The sequence below is a fragment of the Vreelandella venusta genome (assembly GCF_015689495.1).
Taxonomy (GTDB): domain Bacteria; phylum Pseudomonadota; class Gammaproteobacteria; order Pseudomonadales; family Halomonadaceae; genus Vreelandella; species Vreelandella venusta.
The window spans coordinates 862,255-879,542 of sequence record NZ_CP065135.1; the positions used below are offsets into that span (position 1 = coordinate 862,255).

At 53.7% G+C, this 17,288-nt stretch carries 18 protein-coding genes; 9 read left to right on the forward strand and 9 right to left on the reverse strand.

Annotation, left to right across the window (positions count from 1 at the left end; all coding sequences use genetic code 11):
- Positions 1–3: 3 nt before the first annotated feature.
- The 3 genes from IR195_RS04120 to IR195_RS04130 all read right to left on the reverse strand — a co-directional run bounded on the left by IR195_RS04120 (position 4) and on the right by IR195_RS04130 (position 2,531).
- Positions 4–876, reverse strand: coding sequence for an efflux RND transporter periplasmic adaptor subunit (locus IR195_RS04120; protein WP_206048816.1), 873 nt, complete (start codon positions 874–876; stop codon positions 4–6).
- Entirely contained in the window at positions 876–1,094 is a 219-nt protein-coding gene (locus IR195_RS04125) for a DUF1656 domain-containing protein (RefSeq protein ID WP_206048817.1), read from the reverse strand. Before IR195_RS04125 ends, IR195_RS04120 begins: the two co-directional genes overlap by 1 nt.
- Before the next feature lie 273 nt (positions 1,095–1,367).
- Entirely contained in the window at positions 1,368–2,531 is a 1,164-nt protein-coding gene (locus tag IR195_RS04130) for an MFS transporter (protein WP_206048818.1), read from the reverse strand.
- Positions 2,532–2,705: 174 nt separating this feature from the next.
- On the opposite strand from IR195_RS04130, the gene IR195_RS04135 reads away from it, so the two are divergent.
- From IR195_RS04135 to IR195_RS04155, 5 genes are all read left to right on the forward strand, one after another.
- Entirely contained in the window at positions 2,706–3,590 is an 885-nt protein-coding gene (locus tag IR195_RS04135) for a helix-turn-helix transcriptional regulator (RefSeq protein ID WP_206048819.1), read from the forward strand.
- A 55-nt stretch (positions 3,591–3,645) separates the two neighbouring features.
- Entirely contained in the window at positions 3,646–4,170 is a 525-nt protein-coding gene (locus IR195_RS04140) for a sigma-70 family RNA polymerase sigma factor (protein WP_146944596.1), read from the forward strand.
- On the forward strand, positions 4,167–5,141 hold the full coding sequence (locus IR195_RS04145; protein ID WP_206048820.1) for a FecR domain-containing protein: 975 nt from the start codon (positions 4,167–4,169) through the stop codon (positions 5,139–5,141). Before IR195_RS04140 ends, IR195_RS04145 begins: the two co-directional genes overlap by 4 nt.
- 82 nt (positions 5,142–5,223) lie before the next feature.
- Positions 5,224–7,635 carry a TonB-dependent siderophore receptor gene (locus IR195_RS04150; protein ID WP_241006794.1) on the forward strand — a complete coding sequence of 804 codons (2,412 nt, stop codon included), beginning with the start codon at positions 5,224–5,226 and terminating at the stop codon, positions 7,633–7,635.
- A gap of 31 nt (positions 7,636–7,666) precedes the next feature.
- The gene (locus tag IR195_RS04155) at positions 7,667–8,539 is read left to right on the forward strand and encodes an alpha/beta hydrolase (RefSeq protein WP_206048821.1); all 873 of its coding nucleotides are present in this window, start codon (positions 7,667–7,669) and stop codon (positions 8,537–8,539) included.
- Positions 8,540–8,548: 9 nt separating this feature from the next.
- On the opposite strand, the gene IR195_RS04160 is transcribed toward IR195_RS04155, so the two are convergent.
- Positions 8,549–9,451 carry a LysR family transcriptional regulator gene (locus tag IR195_RS04160; RefSeq protein WP_206048822.1) on the reverse strand — a complete coding sequence of 301 codons (903 nt, stop codon included), beginning with the start codon at positions 9,449–9,451 and terminating at the stop codon, positions 8,549–8,551.
- A gap of 186 nt (positions 9,452–9,637) precedes the next feature.
- On the opposite strand from IR195_RS04160, the gene IR195_RS04165 reads away from it, so the two are divergent.
- The gene (locus tag IR195_RS04165) at positions 9,638–10,216 is read left to right on the forward strand and encodes an NAD(P)H-dependent oxidoreductase (RefSeq protein WP_206048823.1); all 579 of its coding nucleotides are present in this window, start codon (positions 9,638–9,640) and stop codon (positions 10,214–10,216) included.
- Positions 10,217–10,229: 13 nt separating this feature from the next.
- Here IR195_RS04165 and msrQ read toward each other — a convergent pair whose 3' ends face one another.
- From msrQ to IR195_RS04190, 5 genes are all read right to left on the reverse strand, one after another.
- On the reverse strand, positions 10,230–10,850 hold the full coding sequence (msrQ, locus tag IR195_RS04170) for a protein-methionine-sulfoxide reductase heme-binding subunit MsrQ (RefSeq protein WP_146944607.1): 621 nt from the start codon (positions 10,848–10,850) through the stop codon (positions 10,230–10,232).
- Complete coding sequence (gene msrP / locus IR195_RS04175) at positions 10,850–11,866, reverse strand: protein-methionine-sulfoxide reductase catalytic subunit MsrP (RefSeq protein WP_125745915.1); 1,017 nt, start codon at positions 11,864–11,866, stop codon at positions 10,850–10,852. Before msrP ends, msrQ begins: the two co-directional genes overlap by 1 nt.
- A gap of 85 nt (positions 11,867–11,951) precedes the next feature.
- Positions 11,952–13,451 carry a sensor histidine kinase gene (locus tag IR195_RS04180; protein WP_206048824.1) on the reverse strand — a complete coding sequence of 500 codons (1,500 nt, stop codon included), beginning with the start codon at positions 13,449–13,451 and terminating at the stop codon, positions 11,952–11,954.
- Between the two features lie 3 nt (positions 13,452–13,454).
- A complete protein-coding gene (locus IR195_RS04185) occupies positions 13,455–14,156 on the reverse strand; it encodes a response regulator transcription factor (RefSeq protein WP_125745919.1) in 702 nt (233 codons plus the stop codon).
- 61 nt (positions 14,157–14,217) lie between these two features.
- Positions 14,218–14,475, reverse strand: a complete 258-nt coding sequence (locus IR195_RS04190; protein ID WP_125745921.1) for a hypothetical protein — start codon at positions 14,473–14,475, stop codon at positions 14,218–14,220.
- Between the two features lie 207 nt (positions 14,476–14,682).
- On the opposite strand from IR195_RS04190, the gene IR195_RS04195 reads away from it, so the two are divergent.
- From IR195_RS04195 to IR195_RS04205, 3 genes are read left to right on the forward strand one after another with little or no spacing between them, the layout of a single operon-like run.
- Positions 14,683–15,657: a DUF2157 domain-containing protein gene (locus tag IR195_RS04195; RefSeq protein ID WP_125745923.1), complete on the forward strand. Its 975-nt coding sequence runs from the start codon at positions 14,683–14,685 to the stop codon at positions 15,655–15,657.
- Positions 15,654–16,748, forward strand: coding sequence for a DUF4401 domain-containing protein (locus IR195_RS04200; RefSeq protein ID WP_206048825.1), 1,095 nt, complete (start codon positions 15,654–15,656; stop codon positions 16,746–16,748). The genes IR195_RS04195 and IR195_RS04200 overlap by 4 nt, the downstream gene beginning before the upstream one ends.
- Entirely contained in the window at positions 16,738–17,283 is a 546-nt protein-coding gene (locus tag IR195_RS04205; RefSeq protein WP_206048826.1) for a GDYXXLXY domain-containing protein, read from the forward strand. Before IR195_RS04200 ends, IR195_RS04205 begins: the two co-directional genes overlap by 11 nt.
- Positions 17,284–17,288 lie beyond the last annotated feature (5 nt).

The window sequence follows — 17,288 nt, forward strand, 5'->3', positions numbered from 1 at the left end:
GGATCACTCAGGCTGTTCGGCAGCGTGGACGCGTACCGTTGCTGTCATACCGACGCTAAGCAGCGTGTCGTCAGGGACGTTGTCTAACGAAATGCGTACTGGGATACGCTGTGCCAAGCGCACCCAGTTAAACGTTGGCGCCACCTGCGGTAGCAGTTGCTGGTTAAGGGTCGTGTTGCTATCGGCAATACCTCGGCCAATACCCGCCACCCGGCCGTCCAGATGGGGAGCGCCGTTCATTAGAATGATCTCGACCGGATCGCCTACGTTGATCGACGCCATTTTGGTCTCTTCGAAATAGCCCACCACGTAATAAGAGTTGGCGGCGATCAGTGCCATTACCGAGGTGCCGCGATTTACGTAGTTACCCGCGACAAATTGCACGTTAAGTACATGGCCGCTGACCGGCGCCGTTACTTGTGTTCGTTCTAAATCAAGCTGGGCACTGATGAGATCGGCCTGGGATTGATTGAGATCGGCGGCAGCAATACGTGAGTTGATTTGGGCAACCTGCTGGTCTTCTGCACTAATCGCACGACTGCTACGCAGTTGGTTACGCCGGCTCTCTTCTGCGCGGCTGAGTTCGAGCGTTGCTTGACGGTGTTCAACCGTGGCCTGGGCTCTGTCGACTGCCGTTTGATAGCGTGTGTCATCAATCTCAAACAGTACGTCACCCTGGTTAACGTAATCGGTATCGGTGACATTGAGCGTATCCACCCAACCCGATACATCAGGCGCAATCGTGACGACCTCTGCATGAATGCGAGCGTCGCGGGTCCAGGGAGTATAAAGATAGTAACGCCATAGCCAGGTACCGGCGGCAATCGCAAGTGCGACAATAACCAGAGTGAGTAGCAGTCGGAGCGAATGGCGCATCAAGAACCCCCGAGCAGGATAGTAAATACAAAGGTAATGCCAGCCGTAAGGATGACGAAGAGCGACAGGTCGAACCACGCTGCGTACCACAACGTATGCTGCCCCAACACCCAGTGAAGCAGCGTGCGGGTCACCAACGTGACAATGAAGCCTAAGAGGGCATAGATCAGCAGTGGGCTAAGAAGGATGCCACCGAAAGCGATTTCCTGAAGACTCATAATATCCTTGAATAACTGGAGAAAAATAATAGAAACAATATGACTAAGTTGACTCGCGGAGGGCCAGCAGTTTTGCGACCACTGCTGACGCTGCCAATAACCAGCAGTATAGAAAGCGTAAGCTAATCTTGCTTTATCGCAATACGCGCTGTTTAGGTGTTAAGCATTAGGCCGATCTATGCGCAACCGCCAAGCGGCACTCGTCATGCCACTCTCTTCATGTCACTCTCTTCATACCACTCTCGTCATGCCACTTGGCGTATACGAACTGAGCTAGCGCTTGGTGAGTATGATGACTAGCTGGATTGCCGCACCTAACGCGGCGACAACCCCCGCGCCAATCGCAAGTGTCGAAACGGGAAATTGGAGGGCCAATATAATGCCTCCGCTGGCAGCGCCTATCGCACTGCCTAAATAGAGCGCTGATTCATTAAGTGCAACCGCCAGATTATCGTCGCCGTGGGGTTGGCGCGTACGAATCAACTCGTTGTTTTGTGGCACTTGCAGTGCCCAGCCTACAGCTCCCCAAATGGCAATAGGCAGTAACGTCAGCAGTGGGTGAATCGACGCTGTAACAGGCAGAGCAATGAGCGCTAAAGAGAGCAACAACATAATCGCCAGGGTAATCACAGGGCCGACAAATCTGTCCACCAGAGGCCCAATCAGAAAACTGCCCACGACGCCGCCAATCCCCCATACCCATAAATAACCGGTAATCGACCGAACAGCGCCTGACTCGGTAGCCGTCATAAAAGGGGCGATAAAGGTATACATACCCAAACTGGCAACGGCGCCCAATAAGGAAACCGTCAGAATGGCCATGGCATGCGGGGCTTTCAAAATAGCCAGCTTGCGGGCAAGCGGCAGTGACGGTAAGGAGGGGAGGGTAGGCAGTTTGGCGTGAAGCCCGACATAGGCGACGATGCCGAGTACTGAAATAAGCCACATCGCTGATTCCCAGCCAAAACGTTCCGCCAGCAGCAGGCTGAAAGGCACCCCTAATACCGTGCCACTCGCCATACCGCCCATAATGATAGCAATCGCTTTACCACGGTGGGCTTTAGCTGTGATGGCCGCTGAGGCGGCAATACCCATCGCAAGATAAACCCCTGCGCCAACGCCAGCGACTGCCCGCCATATGGCAAGGGATATGAAGCTGCTGGCCAGGGCGCTGGCGATATTGGCCACAATAAACACGGCTAGCGCCAGTAGTAAGCCTACGCGTTGATAATGACCGGGCAGAAGTGCAACAACGACAGGCGAGCCTAAGCCATAGGCTAAGGTAAATGCCGTGACTAGCTGAGCAGCCGTGGCAGCAGAGACACTAAAGGCATCTTCAATGAGTGGAATGAGCCCTGCCGTTACATAAGAGGCCATCCCAAGCGCAAAAGCACCCAGTGCCACTAGATATACCGATAGACGAGATTGGTCAGCCATCACGCTCTCCATGTTAAGTAAGGGTCGAAAAATCACCGGGCGTTCTGCCAGCGAAGGGTTATTCTGGAGAGGCTTTAAGAGGGGTACAATTTAACCGTTTATGCTATTACTAAAAGTGCTAGGTTATTAAAAGTGCTAGCTTATTAGAAATGATGAGTTCTCAAAGGTAACAAAATGACTGCACCCCGGACGCTGACTCGAGCGCGGCAAGATTTGGCTGAGTTTCTCCGTAAACATCGAGAGAAAATCGCACCGGAAGAGGTAGGTCTGCCTCGTGGCCGCCGAAGGCGTACGCCGGGATTAAGGCGCGAAGAAGTCGCTGCGTTAGCGGGCGTGGGACTGACTTGGTATACTTGGTTAGAGCAGGGACGCGATATTAGCGTATCGGCGACCTTTCTGGACAATCTAGCCAAAGCGCTTAAGTTGGATGCGACTGAGCGACGCCATTTGTTCTTGCTGACTCATCAGCGATTACCCTCTGAGCTAGGCAAAACCTGGTGCAGCGTGCCACCGCTGATCCAAACGTTGATGGACGATTTGCCGACACGGCCTGCGTATATTCTTAACTTACGCTGGGATGTGCTGGCGTGGAATGATGCCGCCGATAAGCTCTTCAGCTTCTCATCCCATGTGCCTGAGCGCCGCAATCTGCTGTGGCTATTATTTACCGACCCTGGTATGCGTCAGCGTTTATCACCTTGGAAAGCGCAGGTCAGCCAAATGCTATCCAGCTTTCGGCGCGACTTTGCCCGTGCGGCTCAAGATCCCACCATTGATGAGCTTATTGAAGAATTAACCAAGGTCTCGCCCGAATTTAAGTTGATGTGGAAAACCCAGGAGGTCAACGCCCCTTGTCAGGGAGTGCGTCATCTTTACCTTGAAGAGCTGGGCGAGGTGGCGTTCGAGCACACGACGCTCACTGTTGATGAAGAGCGCCATCTACGATTGGTTTATTATGCTCACCAAGGTAACTGCGCAGAGGAACAAGCCTTTAATGACTGGATAGTCGCTAGTAAGATTAATAGTTATCGTAAAGAAAATAATAATGATTTGTATTAACTGTTGGCTGTTATTAGAATATCCCTCCGTTTGCTGATCGTTTATCGGAGGGGGAATGCCTGTTTCAGCTGAGAAGACGCCATTGGCCGAGATGTATAATGCACATCATGGCTGGTTGCAGTGTTGGCTGCAGCGCAAAACAGGCTGTAGCTGGCAGGCGGCTGATCTGGCTCAGGATACCTTCCTGCGCATTCTCTCTTCTCCCAATCATTCCTCCCAAATTAGCAAACTTCATGAGCCTCGTAGCTTTCTGACCGCCATCGCCCGCCGGGTATGGGTGGACTTCGTGCGTCGGGATGCGTTGGAAAAAGCCTGGTTAGAAGCTTTGAAGCAGCAACCTGAGCCAGTGGTCGTCTCACCAGAAGAGCAGGCCTTGATTCTGGAAACCCTGCTGCAGATTGATGAAATGTTGGAAGGGTTAGGCCATAAGGTAAGCCAAGCATTCTTGCTCTGTCATTTAGAGGGGCTACGTTATGCCGAGATCGCCAAACGCTTGGGAGTGTCCGTCAGCTCGGTGAAAAAGTACATGGCCAAGGCGACTGAACACTGTTTGCTGTTGATGTGCGAAGAATCGCTATGAGCGATACCCAGGCAGCCCGCAAAGATACCCTCAGAGCGGCTGCCCGCTGGTACGCGTTGCTGTGCTCGGAGGATGTTACTGAGCAGCAAAGACAGGCACATAGTGCTTGGTTGGAAGCAGATCCGGATCATCTTCAGGCTTGGCAGCAGGTGGAAAAACTGCGTCAGCAATTGCAGGCGGTTCCTGGCGCTCTTTCACTCAATACGTTGCAGATCAAGCAGCGCCAGAATCATAGCCGGCGAGCAGTGCTGCGCGGCTTTGCCTTGTTGGCAGTGGGAGGCGCCCTGGGCTCGTTGGCTTGGCAGCAGGCACCAGTGGAAAGCTGGATGGCCAGCCACCGTACCGCGCGGGGCGAGCGTCGCCAATATACGCTAGCGGACGGTACCCAACTGGTGCTCAATACCGCCACCGCACTGGATGTAGTGGAAACCTCGACTTCCCGGTTGATTCGCCTCTATGCCGGTGAAATCTTTATTCGCACGCGTCATGGCGCTGAAAACGCCAGCGCTGCTAAAACGCTTCAAGTGCATACCGAGCAGGGCACTGTGGTGCCGTTAGGCACTGTGTTTACCGTGCGCAAGTTGGATACCTCGACCCAAGTTACCGTATTGGAAGATCAGGTCGAGTTGATCCCACAGTCGGCGGGTGGTGAGACGCAACGCCTTGTTGCCGGACAGCAGGCGCAGATGAGCTCGATTAATGTGGAAGTCGTCACCGCCAATGCTCAGGCGGATAGCTGGACGCGCGGCCTGTTGGTGGCGGTGGACTGGCCATTGAGCCGTTTGGTGGCGGAGTTGGGTCGTTACCGTACAGGCATGCTGCGTTGTGATCCCGCTATTGCCGGGCTGAGGGTATCAGGCGCTTTTCCTATTGATGACACCGATCGGGCACTGCAAGCCATTGCTAATGCACTGCCGGTTAGCATCGTCCGCCTGACCCATTATTGGGTAACGATAAAAGCGATCGGATAAAAAAAGAATTATTTATTGTCCCTTTTTCGATCTCGTTCGACCTAGAGATAAATCTACCGACTCTGGACTTGACGAGATTACGATGACCACACCCTTTAAGCCCAAGCAGACACTTATATCACTTCGATACCACCATGGCGGTCAACCTTCGCGTGCGCTTGGCGGCATCGCCCTGGGTTGTGCCTTGATGAGTTCGATGGTGTTGTTGCCTATTCAGGCAGCACAGGCGCAAACAGCGGGCGGACAGTCGCAGCAGGCTGCTAGCCAACAGACATATAACATTGAACCGGGACCACTCGGCAGTGTATTGAGTCAGTTCGCCAGCCATGCCGGCGTTGTGTTGTCTTTTTCCGCTTATCTCACTGATGAGCTGCACAGTGCTGGATTGAATGGTCGTTATAGCGTGGACGAGGGATTTGCTCAACTGCTGCAGGGCAGTGGTTTGAAAGTGGTCAAGCGGGGACCTGCGGACTATGTCATGGAAAAAGCGGCTAGCGCTGAGAACATGGTGTTGGATACCGTCGAAGTGGTGGGCAGCCGAATCGATAGTGATGGTTATTTGGCTTATAGCACCTCGGCAGGTAGTAAAACCGATGCGCCGCTGATAGAGCTTGCGCAAAGCGTCAGTGTGGTCACCGAAGAGCAGCTTCGTGACCGCCAGCCGTTGTCCGTAGAGCAGGCGGTAGCCTACACGGCTGGGGTTCGAGTGGAAGGATCGGGGATGGATCCGCGCTTTGACTTGATCTCGGTGAGAGGCTTTACGACGGTATATCACGGTGATTTTCTTGATGGTTTGCGCCAACCCAATAGTGGTTGGCTCTCTTACTATTCCACTGTGCCCTATAACCTGGAGCGCATTGAGGTGGTTAAAGGCCCCGATTCGATGCGCTATGGCCAGCTTTCACCCGGTGGGCTGGTAAACCGGGTCAGCAAACGACCGCAGGCAGATGCGACACAGGAAGTGCAGTTGCAGGTCGGCAGTCATGACCATCTGCAAGGCCAGTTCGATGTGGGAGGAGATATAGGCAGCGATGTGCAGTACCGCTTAGTGGGTGTTATGCGCGATGCACAAACAGATATCGAACAGGTGGATAATGACGTCACCCTGATAGCGCCCACTCTCCATTGGCAGATGAGTGACAGTACCGACATTACCTTCATTACGCAGTATCAGGAGCGCCAGACCTCCGCATCACCGCGCCCTTATCAGGATGGTGATAACCTGACCCATTTTTGGGCTGGCGATGAAGACTACGACAAGCTGGACCAACAGCAGTGGGCACTAGGCTATGAATTTAACCACCGTTGGAGTGACCAACTGCAGCTGCAACAAAATGTACGCTACGGTCAGGTAGATGCTACTAACCAATACCTTTCCGCAGGCAGCTTAGACGGTACAACGCTAAGCCGCAGCAGTGTCGGCCTTTACGAAGAGATGGAGTCGCTTAGCACCGATACCCGGCTGATGGCGACCTTAGATCAGGGTGCGGTGGAGCATCAGGTGATGTTAGGTGTCGACTACTCCTATATTGAGAACGATGTTATTTATGCGGGCGGCAGCGCGCCGTCGATCGATATCGACAACCCGGATTATAGTCAGCCTGTTGCTCGGCCGAGTAACGTTTGGACAAATGACAGTGGTAAAAACCATCGTAGAGGCCTTTATTTACAGGATCAGATTAAACTCGATAATTGGCGTTTGACCGCGGGTCTGCGTCGCGATTGGGCGCGCGACGAGACCCACAACAATCTCACCGGCGCTACCAGTGAAAGCCGAGATGAACAGAACACTTGGCGGTTTGGCGCACTTTATGCGTTCGATTCAGGGGTATCTCCGTACTTTAGCTATGCACAGTCGTTTTTGCCGGAGAGCGGCACCGATGCCAGCGGCAATGACTTTGACCCTACCGAGGGTGAGCAGTTTGAGTTGGGGGTGAAATATCAGCCAGCAGGTAGTAACGCAATGCTGACTGCGGCGATCTATCAGATTGATGAAACTAACCGTAAAACCTCCGACCTGGACAACCCGATGTTTCAAATCCAAACCGGAGAAGTGCGCACCCGGGGGGTGGAGCTTGAGGCTGTTGGGAATGTCACCGATAACCTGCGTATGACGGCAAGTTACAACTATAACCGTAGCGAAATCACCGCAGATAATGATGGCAACGAGGGGAGCGACCTGGCGAATACTCCACGCCATCTAGCGTCCCTTTGGGTGGACTATCGCGTTCCTGCGTTGGAACGACTGCATCTTTCCGGTGGCGTGCGCTACACCGGGAGTGAGTATATTGATAACGCCAACAGCAATAAAAACGCTGGATACAGCCTGATTGATATGGCGGCTCACTATGATTTCGCGGGCTCTTTACAGGGAGTTCGTGCCAGCCTCAACGCCACTAACGTAACGGACGAAGAGCATATCTCCTGCGAGGGCATCTATTGCTATCGTGGTGCTGGGCGCAGTCTGATTGGTAGCGTTGCTTACCGGTGGTGATGAAATGACAGTGTCGCGAGGGCAAGTAGTCATGAAGCAGTTCGTGAGTAGCGTTGTATTTTTCTGGTTGGCGTTAGTCGCTACAGCGGGGCAGGCAGCGCAAGTCGATGAGTCAGCCGCAACGGTTGAGCGTCAGGTAACCCTTGATCAGACGCTGGAATGGACGATGCAAAACGATCAGGGCGCCACCTATCGTATCCTGATCAGTAAACCGGAAGGCGAGGTGCCCTACAGTGGTGGCTACCCGGTGATTTATGTGCTGGATGGCAACGCCTATTTCGCCTCTTTACATGAGGCTAAGCGGGCGCAAGAGCAGTTTCGCCAAGCCATCATTGTGGGTATTGGTTATCCAGGAGAAACGCCGCATAACTTTCTGCGGCGCTCCTACGACTTATCTCCGCCGGTGGCAGAAGAGCAGAACGAACCACCTCAAGGAGGACAGGATGAACTGCTCGATTTTATCGAGCATAGCTTAATGCCGGCGGTCGCCGAGCGCTTCCCTGTGGATGCTAATCACCAGAGCCTTTATGGGCACTCGTTCGGCGGCATGTTTGCGATTTATGCCTTATTTACTCGGCCGGATCTGTTTAACCACATTGTCGCGGCCAGCCCTAGTCTCTGGTGGAACAATAGCTACCTATTAAAACATGAGCGTGATTTTAGGCAGCAGGTAGAAGCCGGAGAAGTAAATGCTATCCATCACAGCCTGTCATTGGTCGTCGCTGATAACGATTCCCTGCAGAATCAGCAGGATGCTAGCCAGCTATACCAGCGTATTGAAGCATTGTCGGCATACGGTTTGCGTAGCAGTTTTCACACCGTGGAGGGCGAAGATCATATGTCCGTTCCCTTTGTGCTGGAATCGCGTGTTCTCAAACAGCTTGTGGGCACTCGAGGCGGCTGAATGAGTGATTTAGGCGATCAAGTACTTCCCTGGCAGCTGTTCAGCTAAAAACTCCATAAACAGCCGGGTGCGCTGTGAAAGCGTGGTTTGGCGGTAGTACACGGCATTGACCGCTTGGGTCTGCATTTCTATGCAGCGGGGTAATACATCCACCAGTGTGCCGTTGCGACGGGGAGTGATGGTCATAAAGTCGGCGAGGCAAACAATACCTTCTCCTGCAATGGCCAGCTCTATTAGCGTACTTCCGCTGGAGGCCGCCAGCGTTGGAGTGATATGCAAGGGTTGGCCATCGGCGCGGCACAGAGGCCAGCGGTTGAGATGATCGAGCTGGCTGAAGCCTAGCAAGCTGTGGTCTTGAAGGTCGTCGATGCTTTGCGGCGCGCCGTGACGTTCAATGTAGGCGGGGCTGGCCAGAAGGCGCAGCGGGCTGTAGCCAAGGAGGCGGGCGTGTAGCGACGAGTCTTCTAGCTTGCCAATGCGGATGGCCAAATCAACCCGCTGCTCCAGTAAATCTATAAAGCGGTCATGGGTATCGAGTTCCAGGGTAATACCAGGGTAGCGTGCGCGGAACTCGCCAATAATCGGCACAATCATGAACTGCATAAAGCTGGGAGCGGCGTTGATCCGTAACCTGCCTTGAGGCTGATTGTGGCGATCCAGCATCGCCTCTTCGGCTTCTTCCACGGCGGCGAGAATACGGCGGCAATGGTTTAGAAATGTTTCTCCCTCTTCGGTCAGCTCCAGGCGACGCGTGGTTCTACGAAGTAGGGTAGCGCCGAGTTTTTGCTCCAGGCGGTTGAGCGCACGGCTAACCCCAGAAACGGTCATGCCAAGCCGTTCGGCGGCACCGGTGATTGAGCCGCTATCGACGACTGTCACAAAGGTCTGCTGTTCTTCAAGGGTGCTTTTCATTGAGTGCTGTTCATAGCGTCATCGGTTGCCTTAATGGCGAACACCTTGTTTGTTGATTTTAAATCAAAAGTGTCTTGCTGAAGTGTCGCTATTTTTTCTCATGTTTTGAACTCACAATACCGCTCATTAAACGCCATGCCAAAGAATATAAGCATGGATGTCAGGCTATCATGAGAGGTTTTATTAATGAAAATTCTGCTGATTAATGGCGGTAAAGCGTTTGCACACTCTGGCGGTGAACTCAATAATACGCTGCACGACGTGGCAGTAAGCGCTCTACAGGAAATGGGCTATCAGATACGCGAGACGGTGATTGATCAAGGCTATGACCTGAAGGCCGAGGTGCAGAATTACCTGTGGGCGGACACGATTGTGTATCAAATGCCTGGCTGGTGGATGGGCGCGCCCTGGATTGTGAAGCGCTACATCGATGAGGTATTCACAGAAGGCCACGGCTCGCTTTACGCCAGCGATGGCCGTAGCCGCCAAGACCTGAGCAAACAGTACGGCAGTGGTGGCTTGCTACAGGGGCGTCGCTATATGTTGTCGTTAACCTGGAACGCGCCTTTGGAAGCGTTCGATGAACCGGATAACTTCTTTGAAGGTCGCGGTGTGGATGGTGTCTACTTCCCGTTCCACAAATCTCAGGAATTTATTGGCTTAGAAGCCCTACCGACCTTTATCGCCAACGACGTAATGAAGGCTCCAGATGTAGCACGCGACAAAGCTGCCTATCGCAAGCATCTGCGCTGCGTACTTGGTTAGGTTTCGACAAACCCTAAGTACGACTCAATCGATAGCGCAACTTGGGCAGTGTGCGAGCGACGGGCGGTAGGCGGGTTGCCATAACTAGTGCAGCAATGGCGGCATACATGGCCCACTCTTGCATGTCGGCGCGCACTACCCAGAAGAAGTGCAGTAGCACCAAGCCTAAAATGACATAGGCAAATTTGTGTAGCGGCTTCCAGCGTTTACCTAAGCGGCGCATCGACCATTTGTTAGAGGTCGCCCCTAATACGGCAAGGCCGATCAGTGCGATCATGCCGACAATGATGTAGGGCCGTTTGACCAGCTCGCTACCCAACAGTGCCCAGTTAAGCCCTAGAATAAACAGCGCATAGCTGAGCATATGCAGGGTAGCGTAGGCGAGTGTCCACAGACCAAGCTGACGGCGGATCAATGCAAAACCCTTCCAGCGGGTGAGCTTGGTGAGCGGCGTAAGGCTTAGCGTGAGCAGCAGCATCCATAGCCCGCCAATGCCGATGTTCAGCAGCAGGTAGTTGCCCGGCTCGGGGCCTGCGGCGTTAATCGCTACCTGCCAGCCCCAGAACACCAGCGGCGCGAGCGCCGCCAGGAAAACGCCTACCCGCCACAGTAACCATACCCGTGGCGCAGCCATTAGTAGTGCTTCCTTAAATCCATGCCAGCATATAGTTCGGCGACCTCGTCGGCATAGCCGTTGAACATCTGGGTATCAATGGTATTAGCGTTGAACAGGCTGTTGGGAAGCCGCCGCTCGGTGGCTTGGCTCCAGCGTGGGTGGTCAACTTGTGGGTTAACGTTGGCGTAAAAGCCATACTCATCAGCGGCGATTTTCTGCCAGGAGTTGACCGGCTGCTCTTCCACCAGTGAGATACGCACAATCGATTTAATGCTTTTGAAGCCATACTTCCAGGGCACTACCAGCCGCAAGGGAGCGCCGTTCTGGTTAGGCAGTTCACGGCCATACATGCCCATGGCGAGCAGTGTTAGCGGGTTCATGGCTTCGTCTAGGCGCAAACCTTCTACGTAAGGCCAGTCGATTATCGAGAACGAAGAGCGCTGGCCAGGCATTTGCTCTGGGTCCACCAGGGTTTCAAAGCGCACGTACTTGGCTTTGCTAGTGGGGTCAGCACGTCGAATCACCTCCGCAAGGGGGATGCCAAGCCAGGGTATCACCATCGACCACGCTTCTACGCAGCGCAGGCGGTAAATGCGCTCTTCAAACTGCGCGGGCTTAGCGAAGTCTTCTAGGGCAAAGCGCCCGCCGTTATTTACTTCACCATCGACCACTACGCTCCAGGGTTGGGTTTCCAGGTTGCCTGCATGACGGGCGGGATCACGTTTATCGGTGCCAAACTCAAAAAAGTTGTTGTAGCCGCTGGCATCGTCAAAAGGGGCGATTTTATCTTTATCAGGATCGCTGGGGGTGATAGCTCGCCATTGGGTGTCGCTGATTTTTTCCCTCAGCCAAGCTGGGGCATCGCCTTCTGGCACATCAGCATAATCTTCGCTGGCGCGGACATGGCCGGAGAGGGCAAGCCCCGCGCCTAAACCCGCCATGCCGCCCATAAAGCGCCGCCGGGAGAGGTAAATAGATTCCGGTGTTACATCGGATTCGTGTAAATCACTCGGTTTGGCAATCTTTATAAGCATGTGGTGTCTCCACTCGCTATGGGGAAAGGGTGTGACTACTGTGACCAGTTTGCATGAGAGTTATCACAACCAACTCTCTAGGTTATTACGTATTTATAACGTTGGCGGGCGAGGGGGCGGTGGGTAACCGTATGCAGAACGATGCTCCGCCGCTGGCTAGGTTTTCGACACTGATATCACCGCCCTGAAGCGTCATGATTCTGCGCGCAATCGCTAGCCCTAGCCCAGCATGGCCAGTGCCACTAGAGGTTTCGCCACGATAAAACGGGTCAAAGATATGCGGCAGATCCTGTTCCGCAATGCCTGGGCCGCTATCTTGTATGCAAACCTGTGGTTCTCCATTCGTTTGACTGAGCACAACGTTGATGTGGCCGCCAGCGGGGCTGTAAGCAATGGCGTTGCTGATTAAGTTGTCCAGCACACGTTCGGTCATCGCTAGGTCGGCATACGCGGTTGGCAATGCTGGGTTGCCACTTAACGTTAGCGCCAAGTGGTTGTCGCGTGCAGTCTGGCCGTGCTTCTGCACCACGTCATGGACCAGTTCTGCTAGCGGGAAGGGCTCTGGCACCGGCTGTTTCTCTCTTGCTTCAAGTGCAGCAAGCTCGAAGAGCTCATCCACTAAGCGGCTTAACCGACGGCCTTCTTTGAGGGCAATGTCGAGAAAGCGATCTTGTTCTTGGGGGCTGAGCCGATCACGCCTTAATTTCAGACTTTCGATATAGCCTTGCATGGAGGCTAGCGGGGTGCGCAGGTCGTGGGATACTTGGGCGATCAAACGACGGCGCTGAGCATCTTTTTCGGTCAGCTGTTCGATTTGGCTGGCAATTCGATGGGCCATGTCGTCGAAGGTAACGTCCAGATAGTCGATCTCGTCACGCACCACGGGCTGCTTGTCGTGCCATTTGTTGTCAAGTTGGAGCTGACTCATGTCGCTGTTCTCGAACGCTTCTACTCGCCGTGTTAATGATCTCAAGCGGCGGGTCAGCAGGCGGAAAATAGTCAGCCCTGCAAGCATCGCCACTGCCAGACTGACCAGCAGTGCCCAGGCGCTCATTTCCAGTAGTTTGCCGCCACGGGCCATGGTTTCCGCCGCGTCGTACTCTTCACCCCGTAGTACGACATAAAGGTATCCTTCGGGGTTGCCTGCTGTTGGCACTGGAGTAACGGAAAAAACTTTCTGCCGGTCATGGCTGCGGGGGTCGTCGCCAAGTATCGGATAAAGGCTCATGTCATCCATCAGCCTGTGTATAGGGACCATCGATACTTGCTTGCGTTTAATCTTCGCTGGATCTGCTGAATAAGACAGAATGGTGCCATCTAGCCCTAGCAGGTAGATCTCGATGCTGGGATTAATGGCCATGTAGAGTGCGAACAGTTCTTCTAAGGCGCTACTATCGAGTTGCCCGTTGCTGACTAAATTTCTGTCTGATACTAGGTTTTTGGCCAGGTTCTGGTGTAACGCCTGGTTGACCGAGGCGTTGTACTCACGCAGCGAATAGAGGCTGATGAAGGTATATAGCAGGCCGACGGCGAGCAATAACAGAAACAAGCCTAACGCTAACCGGGTGTAGAGTGTTTTCAGCATAACTTATTCGCGGAAGCGATAGCCCACCCCCCAAACGGTTTGGATAAATATCGGGTCAGCAGGGTCCGCTTCTATCTTGCCCCGTAAGCGGTTGATATGGGTGTTGACGGTATGCTCGTAACCTTCGTGGCTGTAGCCCCACACAGTGTCGAGTAGCTGGGTACGACTGAATACCTGACCTGGGTGGCTGGCAAAGTGCCATAGCAGATCAAACTCCCGCGCGGTGAGTTCGACGGGCTGATCCTTTATAAACACCCGCCGACGCAGCGGATCAATGCGCAGTCCGTCGGTGATTAGTACTTGCTGGCTGGGTTCCGTGACGGTGGCAGATGCCATAGCATCTACGCGTCGAAACAAGGCTTTCACCCTTGCGGATAGTTCAGCCACACTGAAAGGCTTAGTGAGGTAATCATCCGCCCCCATTTCCAGACCTAGCACGCGATCAAGCTCCGTACTTTTGGCGGTTAGCATCAGTACCGGAACGTAACCTGGGCCGGAGCGAATTTCGCGGCAAATCGACAGCCCGTCCAGGCCGGGCAGCATCAAGTCGAGAATTACTAGATCGATACCCCCTTCACGAAAACGTTCAAGCCCGGTATCACCCCGTTCACAAAGAACGGGGTTCATACCAAGCTCGGCCACATGCATGCGGACGAGCTCACCAATACCCGGGTTGTCCTCAATAATCAGTACGTTTCGTGTCATAGCTGTCCCAGCTTTTGAGTGCTCAGATTAATCGTGTGGCAGAAGCTTGTATGTCCTCGTCTTACATGTCCTCGTCTTGCATTTCCATGTCTTTTTCCATTTCCATGCCATCGTCAGACATGCTGTCATCGTGCATATCCCCGTCCATAGAATCGTCCATCGCGTCGGACATATCATCCATCGCCATGTCACTTTTGCCCATAGACTGCGACATGTCACTTTCCACCATGCCCTCTTCGGACATCATGTCATCGGCGTGGCTAGCCGTTGCCATTAGGCTAAATAAGCAGATAGCAGTGACTGTAGTAAGCTTGTTCACAGAGATGTCTCCCCAAGATTTAAGCCTGCCGAACTAGCAGGTTCAAATCCTATCCTAGATGCTCAGCATCACAGCTGGGTCACGGGGTGATATAGAGTGTATCGCGCAAAGTTCACAAATGTGTCACGGGGACGCTAACGATAGGGCGATATCTGTAATAACGCTTCCCCTTATTTCAATCAGTGTGCTTCAGCAAGGAGAGCGCTCATGGCCACTACACGCCGTAAACTCATGTCGTTAATTGAGCAGGGAGTGATACCTCCTGAACAAGTGCCGTTAGCGGTTGAGGTGGCGGGACTGCACCCGTCGCCCCACGCCTGGGCGCTGTTGATTGATCGGCTACTGCTGTGGCTGGGTGGCTTGGCATTGGCTTGCGCGGTGATGTTTTTCGTGGCTTTCAATTGGGCCGATATGGGTCGCCTGCCACGCTTTGCGTTAGTGCAGGCCGCGTTGGTGTTAGCGGCAGGCATAGCGGTGTGGGGTAGTGCGAGCGTGATGCTGTTCCGCGTGGCGTTAGCTGCGGCGTTTCTGTTGATAGGAGTGCTATTGGCGCTGGTTGGTCAGGTTTACCAAACGGGTGCTGACCCATGGCAGTTGTTTTTCGTTTGGTCCCTGCTTAGTTTGCCGTTGGTATGGATCGCTCGTTTTGATGCCCTTTGGGTGGCATGGCTAGGACTTTTGAACCTATCAGTGTGGCTGTATAGCAGCACCTGGGGCGGCATTTTAGGCAGTGTGTTCTTAGCTGATAATGCCGCTTTATGGGGACTGGTACTGATCAACTTAGCGGCTCAAATTGTGTGGGAATGGGGTGTGCAGCGCCGCAACTGGCCGGGGCGTTGGGCGATTTGCTTGTTGGCACTGGGTAGCGGTATACCGCTGACGCTACTGATGATGACGTGGGTGAGTGGGAAAACGTATGCGTTGACAGCGATTGTGGCGGTTTACCCTGTATGGTTGGCAGTGCTGTATGGCGTTTATCGTCAGTGGCGGCTTGAGCTATTTATGTTGGCAGGGGGCTGCGTATCGGTGATTACAGTAATCACACTACTGCTCGCACGCTACGTACTATGGGAAGGCCAGTGGCACGAAGGCGGCTTACTGTTGCTGGCAGGTGCGGTCTTTGCCATGGGGGCGGCAGCGGTGATGTGGCTGAAGCGATTGAATGCCGAGGAGACGTCATGAGCCAGTCTATGAGTACGTTAAAACAGCGATTAGCTCAGGCTGGTATTTCGCTAAATGAGCCTTCATCTATAGCGCCGCTAGACTCACCCTGGTTTGTGCGGGTTGTGCAGGCGTTTTTCGGTTGGTTAGCCGCGCTGTTTCTGTTGGGGTTTATTGCCACGGCAGTTGTGTTTGTACTGAAAAGCTCAGTGGCTTCACTTGTCGTAGGCGGCCTACTGATTGGCGGGGCATTTGCGCTATTACGCGCCGCGCGAAGCGATGTACTGGAGCACATGGCGCTGGCGTTTAGCTTAGCAGGGCAATTATTAGTGGCCTGGCCAGCGGTCGAGAGGTGGGGTTTTTCCGCCAGCCTATGGTGGAGTTTGCTGGCGTTGCAGTGCGTGCTGGCGCTGATCATGCCGAGCCAGGTTCACCGCAGTATGTCGGCGTTTTTAGCAAGTTTAGCCTTAACGATGGCGCTAGCAGCCAATGGACTGGCACCGGTGGCGATTGGCATGGTGGTGCTGGTGCTGACACTGCTTTGGTTGAGTGAATGTCGTTGGCCTGGGCGCATAGGGGCGGTTCAGGCATGGGGGGCTGGCCTGTTAATGGGAGTGTTGGTGCTTCAAGGGCAGGCGTACTCTAACCAGCTTGCTTGGCTTTACGATTCAGACGCTCAGTGGTTTGACCCATGGCTTGCCAGTTGGCTGAGCACTGCTTTGGTGGCGCTGGCCTTAGTGTGCGTCATCCTTCAGGCATTTCGTCAGCACTCTCAGCCTACTATTGCACAACGCTTGGTAATTTATGGCGCAGTCGCGCTAGTGGCGGTGGTATCAGTGTATATGCCGGGGCTTGGCGCTGGAGTTACCGTACTATTGCTCGGATTTACGCTGAGTCATCGGATGCTGATGGGAAGCGGTATTTTGTTACTACTGATGGCGGCTAGTAATTATTACTACTGGCTGGAGGTGACGCTGTTGATGAAGTCTCTCATGCTGCTGGCAATGGGGGCGTTGCTGTTATCCATTCGCTGGGTACTGAAGCGTTGGTGGTTAAATCGATGGTTAACAGTGCATAAGCCCGCGCCGCAAGGAGATGCTAATGAGCCGTAACGTGAAGCGAAACCGCTGGATAGTCATTGCGACCACTGCTGTTGTGCTAGCGGTGGTTAACTGGGCCATTTGGCAGAAAGAGCATCACTTAGCCGAAGGTGAAATTGTCTATTTGGAGCTTGCCCCGGTTGATCCGCGCTCGTTAATGCAGGGTGACTACATGGTGTTAAGTTTTGCCTTGGCCAACCGTATTCGTATGCAGCGTGCAATTGATCGTCACGAAGAGGCGGATGGAAATGTCATGCCAACGGCAGCCAATGGTCGTGTGATCGTTCGTTTGGATGAAGCATCAATCGCCCACTTCCAGCGCTTGGATGATGGCACGCCGCTCGGCGATGACGAAAGACGCCTACGTTATCGGCTACGCAATGGGAACGTGCGCTTTGCTACGGATGCATTTTTCTTTCAGGAAGGGCACGCTGAGCGTTTTGAGCCCGCCCGCTACGGTCAGTTCCGAGCCAATGAGCAGGGTGAGCTGCTGCTAGAGGCGCTATATGATGCATCACTAAACCGTTTGGGAGAGATGGAACGGTGATGTGC

Coding starts and splice junctions, on each gene's coding strand:
- IR195_RS04205 (WP_206048826.1), top strand. CDS start 16,738: ATGAGCCGTAACGTGAAGCGAAACCGCTGGATAGTCATTGCGACCACT.
- IR195_RS04130 (WP_206048818.1), bottom strand. CDS start 2,531: ATGGCTGACCAATCTCGTCTATCGGTATATCTAGTGGCACTGGGTGCT.
- IR195_RS04165 (WP_206048823.1), top strand. CDS start 9,638: ATGAAAATTCTGCTGATTAATGGCGGTAAAGCGTTTGCACACTCTGGC.
- IR195_RS04125 (WP_206048817.1), bottom strand. CDS start 1,094: ATGAGTCTTCAGGAAATCGCTTTCGGTGGCATCCTTCTTAGCCCACTG.
- msrP (WP_125745915.1), bottom strand. CDS start 11,866: ATGCTTATAAAGATTGCCAAACCGAGTGATTTACACGAATCCGATGTA.
- IR195_RS04160 (WP_206048822.1), bottom strand. CDS start 9,451: ATGAAAAGCACCCTTGAAGAACAGCAGACCTTTGTGACAGTCGTCGAT.
- IR195_RS04155 (WP_206048821.1), top strand. CDS start 7,667: ATGAAGCAGTTCGTGAGTAGCGTTGTATTTTTCTGGTTGGCGTTAGTC.
- IR195_RS04140 (WP_146944596.1), top strand. CDS start 3,646: ATGCCTGTTTCAGCTGAGAAGACGCCATTGGCCGAGATGTATAATGCA.
- IR195_RS04120 (WP_206048816.1), bottom strand. CDS start 876: ATGCGCCATTCGCTCCGACTGCTACTCACTCTGGTTATTGTCGCACTT.
- IR195_RS04145 (WP_206048820.1), top strand. CDS start 4,167: ATGAGCGATACCCAGGCAGCCCGCAAAGATACCCTCAGAGCGGCTGCC.
- IR195_RS04180 (WP_206048824.1), bottom strand. CDS start 13,451: ATGCTGAAAACACTCTACACCCGGTTAGCGTTAGGCTTGTTTCTGTTA.
- IR195_RS04195 (WP_125745923.1), top strand. CDS start 14,683: ATGGCCACTACACGCCGTAAACTCATGTCGTTAATTGAGCAGGGAGTG.
- IR195_RS04135 (WP_206048819.1), top strand. CDS start 2,706: ATGACTGCACCCCGGACGCTGACTCGAGCGCGGCAAGATTTGGCTGAG.
- IR195_RS04200 (WP_206048825.1), top strand. CDS start 15,654: ATGAGCCAGTCTATGAGTACGTTAAAACAGCGATTAGCTCAGGCTGGT.
- IR195_RS04185 (WP_125745919.1), bottom strand. CDS start 14,156: ATGACACGAAACGTACTGATTATTGAGGACAACCCGGGTATTGGTGAG.
- msrQ (WP_146944607.1), bottom strand. CDS start 10,850: ATGGCTGCGCCACGGGTATGGTTACTGTGGCGGGTAGGCGTTTTCCTG.
- IR195_RS04150 (WP_241006794.1), top strand. CDS start 5,224: ATGACCACACCCTTTAAGCCCAAGCAGACACTTATATCACTTCGATAC.